At 29.2% G+C, this 25,074-nt stretch carries 20 protein-coding genes and 2 tRNA genes; 18 read left to right on the forward strand and 4 right to left on the reverse strand.

Going from position 1 to position 25,074, the window contains the following annotated elements; all coding sequences use genetic code 11:
- Window positions 1-4 precede the first annotated feature (4 nt).
- The 5 genes from ruvC (at window position 5) to VS182_RS05875 (ending at window position 3,756) form a co-directional block, all read left to right on the forward strand.
- On the forward strand, window positions 5-532 hold the full coding sequence (gene ruvC / locus VS182_RS05855) for a crossover junction endodeoxyribonuclease RuvC (protein ID WP_479484228.1): 528 nt from the start codon (window positions 5-7) through the stop codon (window positions 530-532).
- Window positions 529-1,095 (forward strand): Holliday junction branch migration protein RuvA, encoded by a 567-nt coding sequence (gene ruvA, locus VS182_RS05860; protein ID WP_479484227.1) that lies wholly within the window; start codon window positions 529-531, stop codon window positions 1,093-1,095. Before ruvC ends, ruvA begins: the two co-directional genes overlap by 4 nt.
- Window positions 1,096-1,118: 23 nt before the next feature.
- Entirely contained in the window at window positions 1,119-2,132 is a 1,014-nt protein-coding gene (ruvB, locus tag VS182_RS05865; protein ID WP_479492466.1) for a Holliday junction branch migration DNA helicase RuvB, read from the forward strand.
- Window positions 2,133-2,458: 326 nt separating this feature from the next.
- On the forward strand, window positions 2,459-2,827 hold the full coding sequence (gene yajC, locus VS182_RS05870; RefSeq protein ID WP_479484225.1) for a preprotein translocase subunit YajC: 369 nt from the start codon (window positions 2,459-2,461) through the stop codon (window positions 2,825-2,827).
- A 62-nt stretch (window positions 2,828-2,889) separates the two neighbouring features.
- Window positions 2,890-3,756 carry an undecaprenyl-diphosphate phosphatase gene (locus VS182_RS05875; protein ID WP_479492467.1) on the forward strand — a complete coding sequence of 289 codons (867 nt, stop codon included), beginning with the start codon at window positions 2,890-2,892 and terminating at the stop codon, window positions 3,754-3,756.
- A gap of 646 nt (window positions 3,757-4,402) precedes the next feature.
- Here VS182_RS05875 and VS182_RS05880 read toward each other — a convergent pair.
- Window positions 4,403-5,674, reverse strand: coding sequence for a hypothetical protein (locus tag VS182_RS05880; RefSeq protein ID WP_479492468.1), 1,272 nt, complete (start codon window positions 5,672-5,674; stop codon window positions 4,403-4,405).
- 1,723 nt (window positions 5,675-7,397) lie between these two features.
- Between VS182_RS05880 and VS182_RS05885 the strand changes: the two genes are divergently transcribed.
- Entirely contained in the window at window positions 7,398-7,928 is a 531-nt protein-coding gene (locus VS182_RS05885) for a transposase family protein (protein ID WP_479492469.1), read from the forward strand.
- A 904-nt stretch (window positions 7,929-8,832) separates the two neighbouring features.
- Here the strand turns inward: VS182_RS05885 and VS182_RS05890 are convergent.
- Both VS182_RS05890 and dusB read right to left on the reverse strand, forming a co-directional pair.
- The gene (locus tag VS182_RS05890) at window positions 8,833-9,675 is read right to left on the reverse strand and encodes a hypothetical protein (protein WP_479484221.1); all 843 of its coding nucleotides are present in this window, start codon (window positions 9,673-9,675) and stop codon (window positions 8,833-8,835) included.
- Between the two features lie 1,667 nt (window positions 9,676-11,342).
- On the reverse strand, window positions 11,343-12,317 hold the full coding sequence (dusB, locus tag VS182_RS05895; protein ID WP_479485159.1) for a tRNA dihydrouridine synthase DusB: 975 nt from the start codon (window positions 12,315-12,317) through the stop codon (window positions 11,343-11,345).
- Between the two features lie 1,368 nt (window positions 12,318-13,685).
- On the opposite strand from dusB, the gene VS182_RS05900 reads away from it, so the two are divergent.
- The 4 genes from VS182_RS05900 (at window position 13,686) to VS182_RS05915 (ending at window position 18,601) form a co-directional block, all read left to right on the forward strand.
- Window positions 13,686-14,756 carry a BMP family lipoprotein gene (locus VS182_RS05900; RefSeq protein WP_479492470.1) on the forward strand — a complete coding sequence of 357 codons (1,071 nt, stop codon included), beginning with the start codon at window positions 13,686-13,688 and terminating at the stop codon, window positions 14,754-14,756.
- 167 nt (window positions 14,757-14,923) lie between these two features.
- Window positions 14,924-16,504, forward strand: coding sequence for an ABC transporter ATP-binding protein (locus VS182_RS05905; protein WP_479484219.1), 1,581 nt, complete (start codon window positions 14,924-14,926; stop codon window positions 16,502-16,504).
- A gap of 95 nt (window positions 16,505-16,599) precedes the next feature.
- Window positions 16,600-17,664, forward strand: a complete 1,065-nt coding sequence (locus tag VS182_RS05910; protein ID WP_479485158.1) for an ABC transporter permease — start codon at window positions 16,600-16,602, stop codon at window positions 17,662-17,664.
- Window positions 17,657-18,601 carry an ABC transporter permease gene (locus VS182_RS05915; protein ID WP_479484218.1) on the forward strand — a complete coding sequence of 315 codons (945 nt, stop codon included), beginning with the start codon at window positions 17,657-17,659 and terminating at the stop codon, window positions 18,599-18,601. Before VS182_RS05910 ends, VS182_RS05915 begins: the two co-directional genes overlap by 8 nt.
- Before the next feature lie 207 nt (window positions 18,602-18,808).
- Here the strand turns inward: VS182_RS05915 and VS182_RS05920 are convergent, their stop codons facing one another.
- Window positions 18,809-19,144 (reverse strand): hypothetical protein, encoded by a 336-nt coding sequence (locus VS182_RS05920; protein WP_479484217.1) that lies wholly within the window; start codon window positions 19,142-19,144, stop codon window positions 18,809-18,811.
- 345 nt (window positions 19,145-19,489) lie between these two features.
- On the opposite strand from VS182_RS05920, the gene VS182_RS05925 reads away from it, so the two are divergent.
- The 8 genes from VS182_RS05925 to VS182_RS05960 all read left to right on the forward strand — a co-directional run bounded on the left by VS182_RS05925 (window position 19,490) and on the right by VS182_RS05960 (window position 24,848).
- Window positions 19,490-19,573, forward strand: a tRNA-Leu gene (locus tag VS182_RS05925).
- Window positions 19,574-19,584: 11 nt separating this feature from the next.
- Window positions 19,585-19,658 (forward strand) — tRNA-Pro (locus VS182_RS05930).
- Between the two features lie 154 nt (window positions 19,659-19,812).
- Entirely contained in the window at window positions 19,813-20,355 is a 543-nt protein-coding gene (locus VS182_RS05935) for a uracil-DNA glycosylase (protein WP_479484216.1), read from the forward strand.
- Between the two features lie 7 nt (window positions 20,356-20,362).
- Entirely contained in the window at window positions 20,363-20,818 is a 456-nt protein-coding gene (gene rnhA, locus VS182_RS05940) for a ribonuclease HI (protein ID WP_479492471.1), read from the forward strand.
- 752 nt (window positions 20,819-21,570) lie between these two features.
- On the forward strand, window positions 21,571-22,902 hold the full coding sequence (locus tag VS182_RS05945; RefSeq protein ID WP_479492472.1) for a hypothetical protein: 1,332 nt from the start codon (window positions 21,571-21,573) through the stop codon (window positions 22,900-22,902).
- Window positions 22,903-23,428: 526 nt separating this feature from the next.
- Window positions 23,429-23,662: a hypothetical protein gene (locus tag VS182_RS05950; protein WP_479484213.1), complete on the forward strand. Its 234-nt coding sequence runs from the start codon at window positions 23,429-23,431 to the stop codon at window positions 23,660-23,662.
- Window positions 23,663-23,748: 86 nt separating this feature from the next.
- Window positions 23,749-24,417: an amidase domain-containing protein gene (locus VS182_RS05955; protein WP_479492473.1), complete on the forward strand. Its 669-nt coding sequence runs from the start codon at window positions 23,749-23,751 to the stop codon at window positions 24,415-24,417.
- Window positions 24,417-24,848 carry a disulfide oxidoreductase gene (locus VS182_RS05960; RefSeq protein ID WP_479484211.1) on the forward strand — a complete coding sequence of 144 codons (432 nt, stop codon included), beginning with the start codon at window positions 24,417-24,419 and terminating at the stop codon, window positions 24,846-24,848. Before VS182_RS05955 ends, VS182_RS05960 begins: the two co-directional genes overlap by 1 nt.
- The last annotated feature ends 226 nt before the right edge of the window (window positions 24,849-25,074 follow it).

Below are 25,074 nucleotides of genomic sequence, written 5' to 3' on the forward strand. Positions count from 1 at the left end.
TATTTTGATAGGTGGAAACAAAACAATGGCAACGGAAGATTGTTATAATTATATATTAGGTTTTGATCCAGGGATTGCAAGGCTTGGTTATGGAATTATTCAGAAAAATGGTAATATTTATCGACCTGTTGTTTATGGTTGTTTAGAAACAGATAAAAAAGCTAAATTGTCAGAAAGGTTGTTTGTTTTAGCTAATGAGGTAAAGCGGATTTTGGATGATTATAAGCCTGCGATTGTTGTTATGGAAAAATTATTTTTTCAGAATAATGCTAAAACAGCCCTAGATATTGGGAAAATTTGGGGCATATTAGTTTTTTTATGTACTTCTTTTAAAATACCCATTCATGAGTATACACCTTTACAAGTAAAGATGGCGATTACTGGTTATGGACGTTCTAATAAATTGCAGATGCAAAATATGGTTACGCGTTTGTTAAATTTAGCCGAAATACCAAAACCTGATGATACGGCTGATGCGCTGGCTGTAGCTATTTGTGGAGCACATAATTTAAAGCAGGTTAATTGTATATGATTGATTTTGTACGAGGTGTTGTCGTTCGTTTGATTCCACAAGGTGTTGTATTAGAAGTAGGGGATATTGGTTATGAAGTACATATTATTTCATCTGAGATACCGATTGTTGGTCAGGAAAGCATTTTATATATTCATGAATTTGTTCGGGATGATCTTCGTATTTGGTATGGCTTTACGACTTGTTTAGCGCGTGATTTTTTTCGTCAGTTATTGCGTGTACAAGGTGTTGGTCCGAAAGCTGCTTTATCGATGCTTTCAAAGCGTTCAATTGCACAACTTGAACAAGCTATTACGAACAAAGATGCCCTCTTTTTTGAACAATTACCTGGTATTGGTCGTAAAATTGCTCAGCGTATTGTACTTGAGTTGCAGGATAAGTTGTTGAAAGTGCCACAGGAGAATCCTTTGCATGCAGAGGTTATTGATGCGTTGAGGTCATTAGGCTACAATAAATCTGAAGCTAAAGAAGCTCTGTTATCTGTTGATGCTGATGTTGTTCTAGATAGCAAAGATTATTTAAGGAGCACTTTGCAATATTTAGCACGGAAAATAGCAAAGTAGTAGATCATTAGTTATGAAATCATATGTTTGATTGGAGGGATAATTTGGACAATGTATTAACAACGAATGCCAAAACAGCGCATGATAGACCAAATCTGCGTCCGCAGTATTTAGGGGAGTACATAGGTCAGGAAAAGTTGAAAGATAATTTATCGATTTATATTGAAGCGGCTCTTAAGCGCCAAGAAGCACTTGATCATGTATTATTTCATGGACCACCTGGGCTAGGTAAGACGACTTTAGCTAAAATTGTTTCTAGTGAGTTAGGTGTGAATTTTCATCTTACGTCAGGACCTGCTTTAGAACGTACAGGTGATTTTGCCGCTTTATTAACTAATTTGCAAAAAAATGATGTTTTGTTTATTGATGAAATACATTGTATGCATCGTACGATAGCAGAAATTTTATATCCTGCTATGGAAGATTTTGCCTTAGATCTTATTTTAGGTAAAGGTGCAGGTGCTCGTTCCGTTCGTTTGGACTTGCCTCCTTTTACATTGGTTGGAGCTACGACACGTATGGGTATGTTGACACCCCCTTTTCGTGATCGTTTTGGTATTATATGCCGTCTTGAACCCTATAGCTTTCCTGAATTGAGCGATATTATTCAGCGAAGTGCAAATTTATTACAAGTACCTGTAAATGAAGAGGGTATTTTAGTAATTGCTAAACGTTCGCGAGGGACACCGCGGATTGCTAATCGTTTGTTAAAGCGGGTGCGTGATTTTGCGCAGGTAAAAAAGCATGATATATTAGACGCCGTTTTGGCTGAACAGGCTTTAGATCAGATGCAAGTCGATCCGCTTGGTTTAGAAACATTGGATCGTAGTTTGTTGCTTATGGTGCGTGATCGTTTTTCAGGTGGACCTGTAGGTATTTCAGCTCTAGCTGCTGCTTTAGGTGAGGAAGTTTTTACGCTTGAAGAAGTATGCGAACCATATTTGTTGCAGATTGGGTTGTTAGAAAGGACTTTAAGGGGACGACGTCTAACAAATGAAGGTATGTCCTATTTAGAGCAGTTACCTCGGTATAGTTAGATAAAAGGATCATAAAAAAATTCTGTTTACTATTTTCTTACTATTTTATAAATTTGTCCGGTATGTTAAAGTAGACAATATAGATTGTGAAATATGATTATGAATCTGTTTGGGCTTTTTAAGTTACATAAGAAGATTATAATATTTTTATTTTTTGTTAAATGTATGCTAAAGTGTGCATTTATAGTATAATTGTTCGGTATTATCTTTCTTGTTTAGGATTTTTTGGTTTTTTTATTGATTCTAATTATCACATTTTTTTGTTTTCAATGAAGTTATGAATTATTTCGTATAGGTTTGTTCTTAAGAGGAAAGGATATGGGGATATGCAATCACAAGATGGATCATTTTCTATCTATGTAGGTGTTTTTTTAATTCTATTTTTAGTTTTTATGTATTTTACAACGATTCGACCTCAAAAACAAAGACAAAAAGAGCGTATTAAAATGTTAAGCGCTTTGAAGAAAGGTGATCGTGTAGTTACCTTTGGTGGACTTCATGCGTTTACAGATGATATTACAGATGAGACAGTTACTTTAAACGCTAATGGTACACGACTTGTTTTTGATCGTGATGCGATTAGGGATATTGTCCAGACTGAGGAAAAGACGAAAGAGGAAAAAAAGAAGATTAAAGCAGACGATAAAAAGTCTGATGTTAAAGCAGAGGAAGATACAAATAAAGCGGGGGCTTAGTTTCAGCTAGAAAGTTTATTTCTTTCTAGCTTTTTATTTTAGATAAAATCAGGGGGAAAGTTATGTTAATAGAATTGTGGATAGGTTTTATATTAGGTATGGTCGAAGGCTTAACCGAATTTATACCTGTTTCATCCACAGGCCATCTGATTATTGTTGGGGAAAATTTGCTTCATTTCAAAGGCAAATTAGCTGAGAGTATGGAAATATTTATTCAGTTAGGCGCTATTTTGGCTATTTTTTTTGTTTACTGGCAAAGAATATGGGACATCGTAAATCGTTTCTTTTTGTTATTTATTAAACAAAAATCAGTGTCTGAAAATACCAAGAATAAACAAGGCAATAAGATAAATGTTTTTCATATTTTATTGGCATTTATTCCTTCCGCTTTGCTAGGATTAATCTTTATTAAAGACATCAAAAGTAATTTTGGCACTTCGTATGTTATCGTAGGTTTAATAGCCGGGTCCATTTTTATGCTTTTAGCTGAATTATGGAAATTTCTTCGCGAATGTAAGTTGCAAAGAGTTAGTGTAGAGAAAGAAGAAGATGTTTTAGATGACATTAAATATTCACAAGCATTAGGCATTGGTATATTTCAATGTTTATCCTTATTCCCTGGTTTTTCTCGTTCAGGTGCTACTATTTCAGGAGGTCTTTTTGTTGGTATGGACTATAAAAAAGCTGCTGCTTTTTCTTTTATTATAGCTATTCCAACGATTTTAGGTGCTACTACATTAGATTTGATCAAAAATTGGTATCTTTTTAAGATAGAACATATATCGTTATTTGCTTCTGGTTTTCTCTTTTCTTTTATCTTTGCCTTAGTTACAATTAGGTTTTTCTTAAAATTACTTCCTTCAACGAAGCTATGGCCTTTTGCTATATATCGCCTGGCACTTGCTTTGGTATGTTATTTATACACTTAAAAATTAAACGACTGATTGTATTCAAAATATTTATATTTAAATTTTTTTAAATATAAATATTTTGAAAATAATTGGGTATTGAAATAAAGATATAAATCAAAGTTTGTTAGAAAATAATATATTGTTAATATTATATTTTGTACATTATTTTATATCAATGACTATAAGGGTAATTTTTTAATTTATCTTGATAGTCATTGATATTTTTTATTTACAGATATGAATATATATTAATATGCTAATATTTAAATTAAGAATTTTTTCTTAATGTTATTTTAAACTTACTATGAATATATTATTTATAATATATTCATAGTTTTTAGAGATAATTGCAGTATTAATGACTATTTGCCATAACTATTCCCAGAGACATACCCAAAGATATGTTTGGTTTTTTTATATCTGAATCCATTTAGTTGTGACCCCTTAATTGATTTTTAGCAGTAGTTTTAGCAGTTGGTATAGCAAAATTTGTGTAGTAGACACGGTTTGATTTTTAGACAGATTTAGAAATTTATAAGCAAATTTATGTATAATATTTAATTTTATTCTTATAAATAATAAATAAACTATAATGAGATGTTATTCATATAAATTTTAATTATTTTATTATATAAATTAAAATGATTAATTATTCATAGTGTTATTAAATTTTTTCTTGATTTTTTTCATAGTATTTATCGAAATTTCCATCTAATTCTTTTATTTGTTCTTCTAGTAACTTAATAGCTTTTTTTATTTCTGATGGGGATTTATATTCTTCTAGCCAGCTCTGTGTTTCTCTAATAAATACTGGTGCTAATTCCTGTATTATTTCTTCTAAATCTTTTAAATCTTCTGATCTTGCTTTTTCTTTAATCTGATTGTTTATTTTTAAGTATTTGTTTATATAATCTTTTATTTTATTTAAAGCTTCCTGCAGTTTATATCCATGATGTGTTTTTTCGTATAATGTTTTTTTGTCTAATGAAAGATTGCGACCTAATTGTTCATCCAATTGGTTTTTATAATATTCTATGTCAATTAATCCCTTGTGCAGTTCAGATTCAAGAAGTTTTTGTTCATCTGATTTTTGGTAATCTAATGAAAGATTTTGATCTGAGTTTTCATCCGATGTTTTTATTTTTGTATGTGGTTTGTAATTGTAATCTTGATATAATATATTTACAAAATGATCACAGTTATTATACCAATCATTAACTTCTGTTTTTAATTTAAACATTTCTTTTATTATTTTTTCTGAATAATTAGGTTCTTTTGTCTGTGTTTTATTTTCTGATAATTTGTTTGTTTGTTCTTGCATGCGTTGGTAGAAAATACCATATACTATTATATATCTTTTTATATATTTATCATATTTTATAATATTATTCATTTTTAAAAAATGATATTGTTCCAAGATTTTTTCTTTATATGATGCTATGGCATTATATAAACAGCTATAAGCTTCTTCTATTGTTTTCGAATTAGCATTATTGTAACAATCAGATTCAGGGTATAGTTTATTTAGTTTTTGATTTTCTAAATTTTTTATCAAGGTTTCAAGGGTATTGGTAGGTGTATTAATCTGTGTTTCTTCTATAGATGGGAGCGTTTCATTTGTTTTCGATTTACCAGCACTTTCTGTAGGCGCATTATATTCTGCATAATCTATGTCATTATTATATTTATGAATGGTTTTTAGGTGTTTATTTCCTATATTTATTAAATCATCTAATGTGTATATGTAATGTTTAACATTTTTTTTATTTATTTTCTTTTTTTTAGGTGAATTATCTAAATCTGATAGTTTTTTGCTCCTTAACTTGTTTTTATAATTATCTAAAATAGGGGTTAAGGTTTCAGAAATAACGAGATATATATCATCATTTATATTTTTTTTAGCTATATCTTTTAGTTCGATTTTTATATATTCCAATGTATTTAGCTTATTATCTAAGTCATTTGGGGAGGGTTCATTTATCTTTATATTATTTTCTTTTATTACTAGGGTATATTTATCAATTAGTGTGTTTAAATCAGTTATGAGTTGTGAATAAATTTTTAGTTCGTTTGCATAATTTTCTAAATCTTCTTTTTTATTATTTTCTTTGTTAAGATTAACCCATTCTTTTTCTTTAGGATTATACTTTTTTTGGAATTTATCATATGATTTTTCGAAAAAATTTTTATTTATTTTCTGAGGATTTTCTATTATTTTTTTTATATTAACTTTTTTTTTTGATTTATTGTTTTTATATTATCTATTTTTTGTTTATATATGTTTAGATTAATGCTTAAGTCGTATGTGCAACGAGATATGGTATTTTTAAGTTCAGTTATTTGTTTTTGGCTATATTGCTTATTAGTTTTTGTCAGATCACAGGTTATCGCTGGGGATACAATTTTTTTTATTGAGCTTTCGTTTTCGGTATATGAGATTATGTTTATATTTATATATATTAAAATTGATATTAGACATACTATTGGTTTTTTTATATTAGTTTTTTGAAGGTTTTTTTTCATCATTTTATCTTTTCTTTACATTTATTTTTTAAATCACGTTTATGTGTAAGCATCTCAGAAATTGACCCATTTAGAAATTCATAAAAAATCATAAATTTAATTTTTATATTCTTAGATTTGTTTAAAAAATATCATGATTTTTATATCACCACCTTCTTTTTTATTAATACATATTATAATGATATATTTTACACAAGTCTACTTATTAGGATATAATTTTTAGATGTGTGGCTGTATGGTTTTTATAATAGACTTACCCAAAAATTTTAATATTGCTGATTATTAATTATCTAATTTAATGAACTAATATCAATGATCATAGCTATTAGTTCATTAAATTAGTCTCTCGACATGGTTTTTGTCAATGAGTATTTTTTTATATTTTAATGTTAATTATTATTATGTTGATAAATAATGCTGATTTAATTGTTTTTTACTCGATTCATAATGTTTTTTAAAATATTTTAAGAATCATTAAATAGATATACTGTATTATTTTAAACGCAGATTCTTGCAGCTTATTGGACTTGTCCAAGAATACTAATATATCCGATTAGTGCAGATTATTTGTAGTTATTGTCAATTTTAAAATTTTATTAAAAAAGCTTAAAATAAACAATAAAGCTGCCTTTGATATATTGTTTAAGATATATAAATACTAATTTTTTAATTATTTGAATATTGATAATTATATATCGAAATTCATACATTTTATTAATAGTTTTAAGTTTATGCTAAAAAATCGGTTTATATAAAATAATTTTATATCTTTATAATATTTTTGAATTTAATATTGTAATATATATCAAAAAAAAATCACAATATCAATATAACATTGTGATTTTTTTTTGATATATACTACTATAAAATTTGATATTTAAAAGAGAGGATTAAGCATATATGTATAAATCTAAAGTTAAATACTTAAATATGGAATATTCCAAAATAGCATCATTTTATGAAGGTAAATTCATGTCTGCTATCGGTGTAGATAAAATCATCTTTGAAAAATAGTTAATAGAGTTAGAAAAATAGATTTAAAGACCAAAAGAAAGGATGGGAGGCCAAAGATACTCGACCCTGAAAATCAAGTATACTTATTTTTTCATAATTTTTTTCTCGGGCTTAAAAATAGAATGATTGCACAAATTTTTGGTATTAGTAAAATTGCGGTTAATAACATCATACAAAAGATACAAGGTATCGCCAAGAAAGTATTATCCAAAAGATATCCTTCAAATCAGAGCCCATATTTTTCATCTCTCATATTTGGTTTGTGTATATTCGATTGTACTGAATTGCGCATAGAAAGACCAAAAAAAGATAATAAAAAATATGAATCCAGAAGAAAAAGTATCCAACAACGAAGTCTTTCCGTGCAATTTGTGCTGAAACAGCTTCTATATGGCTACACAAATTTCGCACCTGGTAGTTTACATGATTTTAAGCTTTTTAAAGATTCTTACATTCCATGGTTATCTGAATATGCGAACTTAATCGTTGATTTAGGCTTTCAGAGCTTACAAAAGCTATTTCTATACTTGATTTTACCATATAAAAGAAGTAAGTTAAAGAATTTGACCCCAAAACAAAAGGAATATAATCAAAAAATTTCTCGTAAAAAATCATTAGTAGAAAGAGTTATCGGCTGGGTAAAAAGATTATAAGATTATTTCTAATATATATCGCAATAATCCTAAAAAATTTCCAGAACAATTTGATTTAATATGCGCAATGTTTAATGCTCGCCTATGTATTAGTTAGGTTTTTAATAGAATTTCATTGTTTATAACTTTAAAAATGACAAATTAAACCTATTAATAAAATCCCTAAAACAAAAATCTTCGTTTTTTTATATTTTAAAACTATTGATGGGATTTAAAAACAAAAATAGCTATTACCATAGCTTGTAGTACCTTTGATTAGACCCTTAAACTTCCTTCACATTGATTCTTGTACAAGTCCATTGTTTATTTTGTCGTTTCTGGCTATTTTGTTTTCGTTTAGAAACTGTAATAAGCATAATTAGTATTTTTTATCATTTTTTTGATACATCTTAGCGTTAAATATTTAACAACTTCTGATTTTAATGGGCTTATCCAAAAAGATTAATATAGCGGATTAATAATGAGCTAATTTAATGCACTAATAACCATTATCATAGTTTTTAGTGCATTTGATTAGGTTCTTAAACGCTATTTATGCTGTTGTTTTGGATAAGCTCTATTTATATTGGCTAATTTATTTTTATAAATATTACTTTTATTTATCTTGAGATTATATTAAATATTTATATATTATTTTTTGTGATTTATATTTATGGATAAATAACCTTTTTTAGATGTTTATTTTTTTTGATATTTATAAACATATGAATATTTATATTTATTTTTAAAATCAAAGGTTAATTAGCGTAGCGATATTTTAAGGGACTTGTCCAGAAATTTTAAATATTCCATTAGTTACTGGGTAATTCGAACCCTAAAATAGCCGCTATTATAAGCTTTTAGTGGTTTCTGTTAGGTTTTACAACTCGCTTTTATATGGGTTTTTGGACAAGCTCAAGCTTGTTTAGTTTTGCTTATATCTCAGTGAATCGAGATATGACCATTTTTTATATCTTAACCCTTCATAACTTCCTATGTTATGACATCTTATTTTTAAGTTATTAATTTCATCATCTTTTTTATCTATTTCTGAAATAGAAAGGTCATGTATGATGCTGTCTTTAAAGATAATTTCTTTTAAATCGGATATGTATATATTTTTTTGTTCTGTCTGATGTTTTTCGATCACATTTTCATCATATTGTATTTCTATTTTATCGATGTCATGTAAAAATTTTATATCTAGCACAAGAGGATTGTATATAAAAAAAGGCAATCTTCTTACTAAGTATTGTAAATCTAAAAAAGCATCTCTGTTTTGAATTCTAGTAATCGGATCTGCATTCGGAGATATACGCTGGCTATTTATAATTTCGTTTGCAAATGTTAGTATTCTCGATTTTAATTTATTTATGAGTATTTTTTTGTTTTTAATCATATCTTCGTATTTTTTATTTTTTGTTTCATATGTATTTTGATATGATTTATATATTTTGCTTTCTTTTGATAAAAAAATGTCTCTTTTAAAATTATATTCAGCTTCTTCTAAAATATTAAGTATGTGAATTACCTGGCCACGTACAATGCAGTTATATGTAACGAAAGGGAAGATGAGTACTCGATTGAATCCACCAAATTGATTGTAATGATATTTTGCTATATTTTGACTTTGATATCCACAACCTGCTTTAATTTCATTTGCTTTGTAGTCATTAGCATAAATTTGTGTGTTTAATATATGGTTTATTGCTATAATAGAGTATAATAATATTCGGAGATTTAATCTTTTTTTAATTATTTTTGCCATTTTATTTTTCCTCGCATTCTTATAATTTTTATTAATTTATTCAACGTAATAATTTGTTGATAAACATATTATATCACAATTAAATTAGATGATAAACATTATCATCAAAATAATTCGTACAATGTCAAGATAGCGAAAAGTTATTTTATGTTTTTTTATTAATAATACATTATTTGTTTTTTAAATATATATATTTGTCAAGCCTGCTAGAAGTATAGATGCATTTCTTTTATAATAAAAAAACTATAAGGTATAGTTTTTTTATTATAAATTTTTATTTATAATTTAAATTATAAGCTTTTTTTAGATATATTTTTTATAAGTATTTCATTATTTAGTCTCTTCATAATCTAATTTGATATGTATTATCAATAGAGTGGATATGTGAGTTTTTAGAAATATAATTTTTATATGGATAAATCACCCTGCTTTTGCTATTATTTATGTTAATAAATTTATCATAATATATATATTATGATAAATTTAAGAATTTTTTTATAGATATATAGTTAAATAATTAAGTTATTATTAATTATTATGCAAACAGATGGTGAATTGTGATATCTTTTAAAAAAATCTAAATTTTATCTTTATTTGCATAGATATAAATTTGGAACAACAAAATATTTAGATACATACTTAATATTACAGTTAATTATAGAAATTCAATTTATATAAAACGAATATAAACCGATGGTGGCAAAATTTTGAAATTATTATGTAAATATTGAATTTATTTTATTCTTTGTTAAAAAAGTGAGATTAGATCTAAGATTCCTCTTCCTGTGAATTTAAAAAGTTACCATAAATCTTTGAATACACTTTAAAAGGATAAATATGGTAGGAGAAGTCTTAAGGTTGGATTTTGTGGGGCGATCATTTATAACGATAATTTTATTCTCATAAATAATATAAATTTATAACTTTGCATTTATTTATAATTTATTAACTTTATGCTTAATTATTATTTTATAAAAAATATATTTTTTATAAAATAATAATATTTAAACTTAGATTATCATCACTTTTTTAGGTCAATTTTCAAAAAAATAAAATTTTTGTTCTTATTGCAATTATCCTAATCTATCAGAATTTATAAAATATTAAGTATTTAGCATTTAGCATAGAGGTTATGATAAAAATTGAATTATCAGAAATATAAAAAAAGGTAACAAAATGTAAGCATTTACTTAAAACGAACTAAAATATTAACAAAGGGGGGCTCACCCGTCCCGAAATAAAGATGGACATATTTGAACAAACTTTATTTTGGGACTTTTGAATTATAAATTATATTCTATTAGGTTCTTAAACTCTTTTTATTTTTTTTTTAGACAAGTTCTTTTATTTTCTTTAACTTTTTTTAGATTAAGTTGGGTATATTCAAAATAGTTATTAAATTTAGATTAGATAATATTGTGGATGATTTTAACTTTCGATTAATTAATTAAAAAGACAGAAAAATATGAGCTTGTCCAATACCCATGGTACAGAGTTTTTAAGAATCTAATTTAATGCACAAAAGCTATGATAATGGCTATTTTTATGCATGAAATTAGAACATTACTCATCGGCTCTATTAATATGTCTGGATAAGTCCATCATGGGAAATTTTTATAATGATATATAAAAAATCATTTACTAATTATAATTAGTAAATGATTTTTTTAATTAGCATAATTATTTGCTAATTCATTAAAAATTGTTTCCATATCTTTTTTGGTATTTTGTTTAAAAATTAAATCTCGGTATTTAGAAGCATTAGGTATATTTTTCAAGTACCAGCCAGCATGTTTTCTCATTTCACGTATGCCAACAATTTCTCCTTTTAAATTAACTAATTTTTCTAAGTGGAGGAGAATGATCTTAATTCTTTCGCTGATTGATGGGGAAGGTATAATTATGTTTTCTTTTAAGTATGTGACTACTTGTTTTAAAAGCCATGGATTTCCCAAAGCTGCGCGACCAATCATAATACCATCGCAGCCTGTTTGTTCCATAATTGCTTTAGCATCTTGAGGTGAATTAATATCTCCATTTCCAATTAATGGGATTTTAAGTGCTTTTTTAACTTCACCTATAATATCCCAGTTAGCTTTGCCACGATACATTTGTACACGGGTCCGACCATGGATAGCTATTGCTTTTGCACCACCACTTTCGGCAGCAAGAGCATTTTCGATGGCATATAGGTGTTTTTCATCCCAACCTATGCGCATTTTAACTGTAACAGGTTTTTTTACGGCTTTAACAATGGATAAAACGATCTGTTCAATTTTTTTGGCATCTAGAAGCAACTTAGCTCCAGCGTCGCATTTTATAACTTTAGGTACGGGACAACCCATATTAATATCAATGATATCGGCATCTGTTTGTTTATCAATATAACAGGCGGCTTCAACTAATGTTTCAATTTCTCCACCCATTAATTGTAGACTTAGAGGGCGTTCTTTTGGATCAACAGCCATCATTTTTTTCGTTCTTTCATTGCCATATATAACTGCGCGATCATTAACCATTTCAGCACAGACCATAGAAACACCAAATTTTTTTGCAATAGATCGAAAAGCAATATTACAAATACCCGCCATAGGTGCTAAAATCACAGGATTAGCTAATTTAAGAGTTCCTATTTGCAAAATTTAACACCTTTCTTCCTTGTTTAGAGCTTTAGGTTAGCCAATTTTCAAATCTTTGATAGCTAAAGTATTACATATTATATCAAATAATATGACTTGGTTCCTAAGTATTTTTACAGACGTAATTTATGAACGATAATTCCCTTTTTGTGTTTAATGTCATTGAGATTAAACACAAAAAGCAAACCGTGATATATCGAGTTTCTTTAAGTGCCAAGTGCCGAAAAGTGCATTAAAAAATTGCAAATTAATTTTTGGTGCAGTTTCCCTATGCAACTCTTAGTTGTTTTGGAATTTGGCTAAGAGCAACGCCTGTTTGAGATTGTTAATATATATATTTAATAAAACATCATTTCTTTTATATATATATTTATATATTTATACCATTAAGAATATTTACTTCATCTATATATACACATAACATTGAAACAAACAATATCAAAAAAAAGTAAAGATACAAGGACTTTGTGGATCTAACTTAATATCTATCAAGAGATAGATTAACTTTTACTGTTCTAAAATAAGTTTGGATTGACCATCTTTTTTCATAATAATTTAGTATTTTTTATTACTAATTAATATTTGTTTATTACTAAAATGTTATATTTTTGCTAATAAAAGCTCTCATTTCACCAAGTCTTAATTAATGATACTGAGCTTGGCCAAAAAACCATAGATTTTCAGAACCTAATTAAACATACAAAGGATATGGGGAATGGCTATTGGTGTGTTTAAATTACATCATTACTAATTCGCTATATTAATATCTAATGGTAATACCTCTTAAATTTTGACCCTAGTATTAATTGGCTTAGAATAAACATATTTACATATTCATAAATGCAAGGGGTATAAAAAAATATCCCGATATGTTAAAATCAAGTTAAAGATAATTTCATTTACTACTATTTTTTGTTTTCTATAAAAATTTTTCAGGCTTATTTATTTTAATACTATTTTTTTATCTTTTGCTGTTTTTAGAATGACTAATTCAATTATATAGCATGATTTGATTTTATTATTTCTTTTACTATCTAAGTTTTTTTCTTTATGTTTTCATTTATGTTTTCATTATGTTTTAATTTATTGGTATCTTGCAATGGATATCTAAAATGTTTTGAGTTTACGAATACTTGTGAATTTCCCATTTTTTAATTAGCTATTTTTCTTTCTTTTTTATGCGATTTTACTTTTCTTTAATTTTACTTTATGTTTTGATCTTATTTATTTTTAGTTTTATTATGGTTTTTTTCTTATTTTGTTTTATTTTTCTTATTTTTAGGTTGTTCATTGTTTTTTATCTGTTGTTTTGTGTTCTTTTTTTGGATTTAATTTGTTTGATTTTTGCTTTGTTTTTATTACTCCTTTGTTATGTTTGGTTTTTTTATGAATTTAAGTATAAAAGGAAGTAGTGCTGTGATTAAAAGCAAAAAATATAAGTTTACCTTAACTTTATCAATGATTTTGTGTTTGGGATTGGTTGGGTGTGATCAATCTGTCATGAAAAGAACACCTTTTGTAGTTAATGTTGGATTAGCTTCGCTTATGGGTTTTAATGATTTATCTTTTGATCGACTTGTGATGCATAAGTTGCTTTCTTTCCAGAAAGATAGTCGTATTAATTTGCGTTTGATTGATTCAGCTTACGATCGTGATTTGCGTGCAAATTTTTCGCGTTTGATTGATGATACAGAATATATTTTCGCTATGGGGGATCGTTCTGTCGATTTGGTTCAACAAAAGGCTGTGGAACGACCTGATCGGTTTTTTATCTTTTTTAATGGTGATTTTAAGCCCCGTAATAATATTGCGGTGCACAATTTCGCATATGGTCAGTCAGCTTTTTTAGCAGGTGTTTTAGCTGCTGGGACGACGAAAAATGATCGTGTTGCTATGATTCGTGCTATGTCTTTAGGTCATATTAATCTTTACAAAGATGCTTTTATCGCTGGTGTTGAGGCTGCATCAAAGAAATTGAATAAAAAAATTGTTGTACAAGATGTTTTGGTTGAAACTTTTAGTGAAGCATCAAAGGTTTATTTGCAAGCATCTCTTTTGTATAGAAATATGTTTGATGTTATTTATCCTTTGGCTGGAGGAGCTAATACAGGTGTTTTTCAAGCAGCTTTGGATTGCAAAAAAATAAGTAAGTGTTTTTTTATAGCTAATGATAGCGATCCTATAGATATGGCTCCACATAATATGATTGGGGTAGTTAAGAAAAATCCTGATCGTGTTTTAGATTATTTGATTGATAATATTGTAAAAGGTGAAAAAAGTAGTTTTGGTAAGAAAACGGTACATGGTCTTTCTGAAGGTGCGGTTAGTTTTGAACCTTCATATCGTGGGGCATTAAGTTCATATGAATCACGTAAACTTGATGAACTTTTAGCCTATTTTAAGCAGAAAATTATCGATAATGAACTAACTGTCCCGGGTTGATCTTAAACGGGGTGTAATATTTTCTATCGAAGCATTATTGTAGTTATTTCTTGTTACTTGAAAACGTAAAAGAATTCTGATAATATGTTCCGCGGAAGTTTACTTCTTGTATATCGTATTTGGTGCCTGTTTTTTCTGTTAAGTCATGATTTGAAAGGTGTTTATTGATGAAACCGGTTTATGCTGTTGAGATGAAGAATATTACAAAACGTTTTGGTAAAGTCACGGCTAATAAAGATATAAGGCTAAAAATAAAAAAAGGGACTATACATGCACTTTTGGGAGAGAATGGTTCTGGTAAAACGACTTTATCTAATATTCTTTTTGGTATTTATAAACCTGATAGTGGTGACATTTTAATTAATGGTCATAAAGCTCATATCTATAGTCCTGCTATAGCCACGTCCCTTGGTATTGGTATGGTTCATCAACATATGACTTTGGTTCATGCTTTTACGGTAACAGAAAACATTATTTTGGGTAGAGAATCCTTTGGCAAACGGGAAAATCAGCTAAAGAAAAAAATCAAAAAAACATTAGGTTGGTATTCAATTGAAGAAGCTCAAAAAAAAGTTTTATCTTTGAGCGAGAAATACAATCTTTTGGTTGACCCTAGTGCAGTCATTGACGATGTTTCTGCTGAAATGAAACAGAGGGTAGGTATTTTAAAGGCCCTCTATTTTGGCGCGGATATATTGATTTTAGATGAACCGACAGCTATGTTGTCCCCGAATGCCATTAAAAGTTTTTTAAAGATTATCCGAAATATAGCGGATTCTGGTAAATCTATTATCTTTATCACGCATAAGTTAAATGAAATTATCCAAATATGTGAAGAAGTTACTGTTTTATGCAAAGGTAGAACCATACAAACTGTTTCTACAGTACACTCTTCGCCCCAGCAATTAGCGAAAATGATGATGGGACAAGAGCAATTGCCGATTAAGATGTCTAAGAAGAAGTTTGAACATAATAAGACAATTTTACAAGTTAAAGATGTCCATATGATTAATCAAAAGCAAGTACCTTGTTTAAAGGGTTGTAGCTTAAAGATTAAGACAGGGGAAATCTTAGGTGTTTTAGGTGTAGAGGGTAATGGTCAAATGGAACTTGTCGATGCAATTACTGGTATGCAGCGTGTTAATAGTGGTCATATTTTTTTGCAGGATAATGAGATTACGAATTATTCGGTTAAAGATATTAAAGATGCTGGTGTAGGTTATATACCAGGAGATAGGCAAAAAGAAGGCTTAATATTAGATGGTGACATTAGAGAGAATTTGATTCTTTCTTCTGAAGATAAAGCACCTTTTGTTAATGAATACGGTTTTTTCCGAGAAATGACGATAGAAGATCATGCTAAATGTTTGGTCGAGCGTTATCGCATAAAGGCATCTTCGCTTAGTTTGCCGGTGAGAATGCTTTCTGGAGGCAATCAACAAAAAATTGTTATTGCGCGTGAAATGGATCGTGATCCCATGTTGTTGATCGCAGTGCAGCCTACACGTGGTCTAGATGCGGTAGCTTCGTCGTTTATTCATACGAAAATTATCGAGCATCGTGATCGTGAACGGGCCATCTTATTAGTCTCTTTTGAGTTAGAAGAAATAATGTTGCTTAGTGATCGGATAGCTATTATGGTCGGTGGTAATATCGTTAGCATTGTTGATCCAAAGAAGACGAGTGAGGAAGAGATAGGGCTTTTGATTTCGGGATTATATACAAAAGAAAAAAGGATAGCACATTAGGATATTTATAGATATTTTTTGTTCTTTTAATTAGAAAGATACAAAATATTAAGCTAAACTGAATATATATAGAGAGGTGGAGAATACATATTTTGGTGCGTCGTTTACAGAAATATAGCAATATTTTTACGGCATTGCTCTCTATCTTGTTGGGTTTGCTTATAGGTGCTATCGTGATGCTTATCAGTAATCACAATCCTTTAACTGTTTATAGTAATCTGCTAAGTGATTCTCTTTTAACCCCGCTTGGCATCGGTGAATCTTTGTGTTACATAGCTCCTTTGATTTTAACAGGATTGTCTGTTGCATTATGTTTTCGACTAGGTCTGTTTAATATTGGTGTCGAAGGACAGTTTATTATTGGACAACTTTTTGCTTACATTGTCGCTTCTTCAGTCAAAGGTCCTTCTTGGCTTATTATGACATTAGCTATTATATCAGGTATAGCTGCAGGTTCTCTCTGGGGATTACTCTTAGGTTTGCTTAAAACTATAAGAGGTGTGCATGAAGTTATTTCAAGTATTATGTTAAACTTTGTTGCGCTTTATCTGAGTAATTTCATTATTCGACGTTTTTTAGTAGAAGCGGGTTCATCTGCTGCCGACGATCTAGAAGTGAATCTCCGCTTAGGTTTAATTGCGCCTTTTTTTGGTGACGAAGCTTCTCGTGTGCATTTGGGCTTGTTTTTTGCTTTCATAGCTGCTGTCATTATATATTTCTTTCTTTATAAAACACGCTGGGGTTATCAGTTTAAAGTTGTAGGACAAAATCGATATGCTGCTAAGTACGCTGGTATTAATAGCAATTATATTATTTTGATGGCTACACTTATTAGTGGAGGATTAGCTGGACTAGCCGGCTCATCTGAAGTTTTAGGGATGAATTACCGTGTTTCTGTTCTATCATCTTTTGAAAATATTGGTTTTGATGGTATAGCTGTTGCTTTCTTAGGTGCTTGTGCGCCTTTTGGTATTATCTTGTCTGCTAGTCTTTTTGGGATTTTAAAAAAGGGATCAGCAAGTTTGCAATTTGATGGTATACCAACTACTTTGATCAGTATTTTGATTGCCATCATTTTATATTCTGTCGTTACCAATTTACCATTGCGTCTTTTCGGGCGTTGGCTGAAATCAACGAAGGGAGGGGCGAAAATTGAGTAATTTTTTATTACTTTTGCCATCGATTATAAGTAATGTTTTCCTTTACGCAACCCCTTTGATTATTGCAGCAATTGGGGCATTGTTTTCAGAACGCTCTGGTGTGGTTAACATTGGTTTAGAAGGTTTAATGACTATGGGAGCTTTTGTTGCTGCTATTACAACATTTAAAACCCATAATCCCTTCTTTGGCTTAATTATGGCAGCTATGGTAAGTGGTCTTTTAGCTTTTTTTCATGCTTTTACCTCAATTACGCTTAAAGCTGATCAAATCATCAGTGGGGTAGTGATTAATCTTATAGGAACAGGTCTGGCGATATATATGGCCGTTGCGATGTTTGATACAGCGCAAACCCCCTCCTTAGGTGAGCACGCTTTTAGCACAATTTATGCTTTACCTATTTTAGGCTCCTTACCATATATAGGTGATATATTTAAAGCTAAAGCAGTTGTATATATAGCTTTTATCATTGTTTCCTTAGCTTTCTTCTTCCTTTATAAAACAGCTTGGGGTCTACGCTTACGTTCTGTTGGTGAAAATCCATATGCATCTGCTAACGCAGGTATAAATGTAATTAATATGAGGTACACAGGTGTTGTTATTAGTGGTATTATGGCCGGTATAAGCGGTGCGTGCTTATCAACAGCTATAGGGAGTAATTTTGGCATTACAACCGTTGCTGGACAAGGATTTATTGCACTAGCGGTCTTGATTTTTGGTAAATGGAATCCACTAGGTGTTTTAGGGGCAAGTTTGTTCTTTGGTTTTTCTATTTCCATATCTACTTGGGGTCCAATTTTTAATTGGGGTGACTATGTACCAAGTGAATTAGTAGCAATGTTACCTTATCTACTTACAATTTTAATTTTGGCCGGATTAATAGGTGGTGTAAGTGCACCCCAAGCTATTGGTATTCCATATATTAAAGAGAAGCGCTAAAAAATTAGCGCTTGATTAATTATTAATACTGAAAATAGCAAATCAAATAATAAAATGTTAAAAAATAATAAAATGTTAAAAAAAATCACATAAAGATTAATTATACAAGATGAAACAAAAAACACTTAATGAGCAGCTGGAAAATAGGCTGCTCATTAAGTTTGTGTTTTTTGGTCATCGGTGTTAAAATTGATTTTGTGTTTTGTTTTACATTTCTGTAGATGTGAGATAAATCATGCTTTGCTGTGGTGATAAACCGTTTTGACGTAATTTGTGGTACTCTTCATACTTCGTTGGTTGGATGTCTTCGATCATTAATCTTGTTTCTGGCGGCGATGTTGTTTCATTCGCTTTGATTTCTTTAGCGATATATTTGTTCGATGGTAGTGTAGTTACCTCTTTGCCTGTGATCGTTATGGAGATGTTAGGGTTAGGATAGCTGTTTTTGATGCCCAGGCCAGTCTGGATGTTTGGGACAAAGACTGAGAGGGTCATGACAAGCATACCAATAAACCATTGTTGAAAACGAGACAGGTTTACCACGAGGGTCCACCTCCAAAAAATATTCTATCATAAATTTACAGGAGCGACAATATATTGCTTTATGTATATTTAATATCAAAGGTGTTATAATGTTTGATTCACAAGCATATAGTGTATAATGTTTGTAATTAGGTACATCAGTTGCTTGTTTTTAAATAGGGCGCTGTTTTTTGGAAAAAAGTGTGGCAATGATGTGGGATTTATCATATAATTAATATTGTGTGAGTTGATTTTTACTTGGTGGCATTGCAATAAAAACTTTCTGGACTTTGTTGGAAAATTTGATTTAAAATGTTGACTTTGTTACTTAGATGATATATACTTTAAAATGTTGCTTGTGAGGGAGCCGAAGTGGCGGAACTGGTAGACGCGCACGACTCAAAATCGTGTTCCCCCGTTGGAGTGTGGGTTCGATTCCCACTTTCGGCATCTGTTATTGCCGGGATGTGGCTCAGCTTGGTAGAGCACCTGGTTTGGGACCAGGGGGTCGCAGGTTCAAATCCTGTCATCCCGATATTTTTTAGATAGCCACTTTTTGTTTTCCCCCTATTAGGGGTTGAGAACAAGGAGTGGTTTTTCTGTTTAAGTATTAAAATTTCTATGCTCCTGATATTATATATATGATCTTTTTGTGGTTTAAGTTCTAGGTAAATTATAGGAGGATTTTTTTGAAAACATTACAGCAAAGATATCATAACTGTACTGGGTGTTCTTTAGCGCTTAAACGACAAAATGTTGTTTTAGGTGAAGGTAACCTTAATGCCAAACTAATGTTGGTAGGTGAGGGGCCTGGTGCTGATGAGGACCGTTTAGGTCGTCCTTTTGTGGGTAGGGCTGGTAAATTACTCGATAAACTTTTACAAGATGCTGATATATGTCGTGATGACATATATATTTCCAATGTTGTGAAATGTCGGCCTGTTAATAATCGGAATCCTTTACCAGATGAAATTGCTGCTTGCTTACCTATTTTAAGGGAACAATTTTGCATTATTAAACCTTGGTTGATTGTTACCTTGGGGGCTGTTGCAACCCAAGCTTTGCTTGATGAAAAGATGCGTATTAGTAATGTTCGTGGTCAGTGGTTTAAGCGCAAAGAAACATATTTTTTACCGACTTACCATCCAGCCTACTTATTGCGCAATCCTGCGGCGAAAGTATTAGCGGCACAAGATTGGCTTAAAGTGGCGGATAAATTGGATAAAGGATGATTAGATAATGGAAAGAGACGAACAATTTTGCATTGAAGTATATACTGATGGGGCTTGCTCAGGTAACCCTGGTCCGGGTGGCTGGGCAGCTGTAATTCTTTATCCCCAAGGTCCTGTAGAATTATTAGGTAACGAAGTAATGACAACAAATAATCGGATGGAATTAATTGCTGTGATTGAAGCATTGCGTAAGTTGCGCAAAGAAAAAAGTCACATAAAAGTTTATTCTGATAGTGCATATATTGTTAATTGCTTGCGTAAAACTTGGTACAAGCGCTGGAAAGTCAATGGTTGGAAAACAGTCACAGGTAAGCCTGTAGAAAACAAAGATTTATGGGTAACTTTGCTTGATTTAGCTTGTCATAATGTTGAATTTATTAAAATAAAAGGTCATAGTAATGTTAAATGGAACAATCGTTGTGATGCATTAGCAAGAACAGCAGCGTCCAATGTTCGTACATAGATTTTTGTAATCGGTTACTTTTGCGTTTATCTTAACAAATGGTATTTATCTTAAAAAAATATATCATTTATTATGTTTTTTATAGTCTTTAAAATGAAAATAAATTTTACAGAGTATAAAAAACTAAAACTAAAAAACAATGCCTTTTATATATTAAAAAATATAAAAGGCATTGTTTTTAATATATATTATTAATAACTTTAAATACATCTCAAATCAAAAAAACGTAAGAAAAATTATTTTATTCATTATATTTTTGAATTTCGATTAAAATATCTTTATGTCTTTATATTATTAATATAAATTAAATACAAAATAACTTTTAGTGCATTAGATTAGAGGGGCTCGTCTAGTCATAAAATATCAGAATAATAGCGCAAATAACAAAAGGTAACAAAATTTTTGAATTTCGATTAAAATATCTTTATGTCTTTATATTATTAATATAAATTAAATACAAAATAACTTTTAGTGCATTAGATTAGAGGGGCTCGTCTAGTCATAAAATATCAGAATAATAGCGCAAATAACAAAAGGTAACAAAATGTATGAATTAGTTATAAAAAATAAACAAAAGTGCCAAAGAATAAAAAAGGAATTTTATGGTTTTATCCATAATAAAGGCTCTTATGAAATTTATATTATTTATTATAGGGGTATTTTAACATATATTGGTATATTAATGTTAAAATGTTTATAAGGTTTATGTCTTTGAAAAATCAAATGATATAAACTAGGAAGGAGCTTTATTTATGAAAAAAAAATATGGATTTCTATCTGTTATGATTTTCGCATTTTTCATATCTTTTAATAATTCAAATGCTAGTTTCAGGACAGAGTTTGGAAAAGGATTAAAGAATATAAAAGGAGGGATCAATAAAAAGTTAAATACTGGGATAGATAATCTAAAAGGTATGATGCCTAATAGAAGTGGTTCTTATGATTTAAATAAAACATGGAATGAAGGGATAGCAAATTCAGGTGCAATTGATAGATATTCATTAATAAATACAGATATAGGAAATATAGCATTAGCTAAAAGGAGAAACAAATCAACATCTCAAAGTCCCAAAGAAATTCGTAAAGAAGAAATTCGTAAAGAAGAAATTCGTAAAGAAGAAATTCGTAAAGAAGAAATTCGTAAAGAAGAAATTCGTAAAGAAGAAATTCGTAAAGAAGAAATTCGTAAAGAAGAAATTCGTAAAGAAGAAATTCGTAAAGAAGAAATTCGCAAAGAAGAAATTCGTAAAGAAAAAATTCGTAAAGAAGAAATTCGTAAAGAAGAAATTCGTAAAGAAGAAATTCGTAAAGAAAAAATTCGTAAAGAAGAAATTCGTAAAGAAAAAATTCGTAAAGAAGAAATTCGTAAAGAAGAAATTCGTAAAGAAGAAATTCGTAAAGAAGAAATTCGTAAAGAAGAAATTCGTAAAGAAGAAATTCGTAAAGAAGAAATTCGTAAAGAAGAAATTCGTAAAGAAGAAATTCGTAAAGAAGAAATTCGTAAAGAAGAAATTCGTAAAGAAAAAATTCGTAAAGAAGAAATTCGTAAAGAAGAAATTCGTAAAGAAGAAATTCGTAAAGAAAAAATTCGTAAAGAAGAAATTCGTAAAGAAAAAATTCGTAAAGAAAAAATGCGTAAATACGAAAAAGAACTAAAGCTGTTGGAGGATAGGATGAAAAATGTTACACAAAAACTAACCCAAAGTGTAGAGGAGCAGAAAAAGAGAAATCTTCAAACAACTGACTTGGACAACCCACCCATTAATTCAAAGAATAATATAGAAAATGCTATAGATATAAAAAAACTAACCCAAAGTGTAGGGGAGCAGAAAAAGAGAAATCTTCAAACAACTGACTTGGACAACCCACCCATTAATTCAAAGAATAATATAGAAAATGCTATAGATATAAAAAAACTAACCCAAAGTGTAGGGGAGCAGAAAAAGAGAAATCTTCAAACAACTGACTTGGACAACCCACCCATTAATTCAAAGAATAATATAGAAAATGCTATAGATATAAAAAAACTAACCCAAAGTGGAGAGGAGCAGAAAAAAGGAAATCTTCAAACAACTAGCTTGTAAGAAAAAGTTAAATCAGATAAAAATAGTTTTTCTAGAGTGGTTTTTGATTCAAATTTATAGTTTATTTATGAGTGAGAAGAACTTTTAGATCAGAAATCTTATTTATCAGTTTAAAATTAATTTTAACGGGAGAATTAAAAACAAGAAGCGTTTAAGATAAATATAGAGAAGAGCTTAGTAGTATCAATGATAATTGTATGTTTGTGATAAGTTATTTTTAATTTTCAGATAAGAATTTGTGAATATTTTTAAGTTATCTTTCTTATCTTTTAATCATAAAAAATTTGATTAGGTTTCTTTGTATTAAATATTTCTTTAATAATTTTATTATCGATGATTATTAAAGAAATATTTTTCTTTAGAATATAATTTTCCTTTTTTATTTTATCATTTTGTACTTATTAAAATAAAAATGCATATAGATGTTAAAGTTTTGTTTTATGAAAATAATACATATTTTTAAAGATTTTTTTAGATTTTTTATGTAATTAATTGGCTATTTAATATAAAATTACAAGGGAATTAGGTGTTGATTTTGAAAAAGTATGTCCATGATGAAATTGTAAATTTTATTTATAATGTTTTTTTGAAACAGATGCAGCAAGCTTTATTATTAGGTACATCCATATGTATACCCGCTAGCGTTGAAGGTAAAGAATGTTTGCGAAAGGAAGAACAACGGATTAGTAAATTGCGTTTTTTTGATTATAAAAAAAAATGCTTATTAAGCATCAGTTTATTATTTATAGTTTTAATATAGAAGAGCGAGAAAAATATTTTTATGATGTTTTTATTTCCTATTTAATTAAACTTTTTTATTCATTTCATCATTTTAGGTGGGAGGAAGTGTTCGAAGAACATCGGCGTATTTTTTTGAAAAAATCATTATCCATAAAATTGCTTTCAACTGAAAATTTTTTGTTACCTGTTTATACATCAAAATCATCGAAGACATTCTTAGCTGCTATTTTGCCATTAAAGCCAAGGAAACAAAAACGTGTATTTAAAAAATCGACATATGAAGTTTTGAAGGGTATTTCTTATGCTGAAAAACATTGGAATTTTCCTAATGAAGTTTTTGCGATGCCTAAAGGAAGTGATTTATGTGCTTGTTTTGTTTCTCAATGCTTATATGAAGCGGGCTTGTTTATGATGGGGAAAGAAGATTTAGATCCTAATAAAGGTTGGTGGTATATCCAGAAAAACAATAATATTTTATGGAGTTATAGTTGGTCATTAGCACATAGTTTATATTGGTATTTAAGACAGCACCCTCTTTTTAGTTTAACAAGTGATTTGCATCAACTAGGCTTAGGGGATATCATTTTCTATGATTGGCAAGGTAATGGTGTTTGGAAACATGTTGCCTTTGTTACGGCTAAAAATCCCTTGGGTGAACCTTTAGTACATGCTCAAAGCGTTAACAGTCGCTATCGTGACTGGCGTTATTTAAATTCGTATTTATGGACAGAACAGACAAGGTATGCTTTTTTAACAACAGGTGGTGATATATAGTGGATGATAATACTAAAATTTATGTTGTTCAAAGTGCAAAAAAAAGTATTAGTAATGATTTCTATGATATATTAAAAAATTATTTTTACCAATATGGTCTTTATTTTGCCTGGTTAATTGTTCTTATTACAGTTTTTACCAGCTTATATTTGAATGAAATTACTGATCTAGAAACACAAAATACCAGTTGTTATTGGATCCAAAGAATGTGTTTAGTCCCCTTAGTAGTTCTTTTAGGTAAAGCTTCCTTTGATGATCAACGTCATATTATCAAATATGCTGTTCCTTTCGCTGTCATAGGTGTACTAGCAGCTACTTATAATATGAGCAAAGAAAATGATTTTTTTTCGACCATGACAATTTTTGCTTTACCGATCGTACTCATTTTCCTATTTTTTGCCCATGATAAGAATAATGTTTCAAGTGATTAAAAGGAAAATTCCATTGTAGTTAAAATTAAGTTATTATTATTTTTTTTTTTTACATATTGGATTGTTTTTATTTATCTATCTTTTACAACAACATCTTTGATCTATATGTGTAATTATTATGATTTAAATATAAATAATTTACTGGTTTATAGTGAATAATTTATATATATTAACAAGCTAAGCATAAAAAGTTTGGCTTGTTAATATTAATATCATTTGGACTATA

The sequence above is a fragment of the Pasteuria ramosa genome (genome assembly GCF_056496785.1).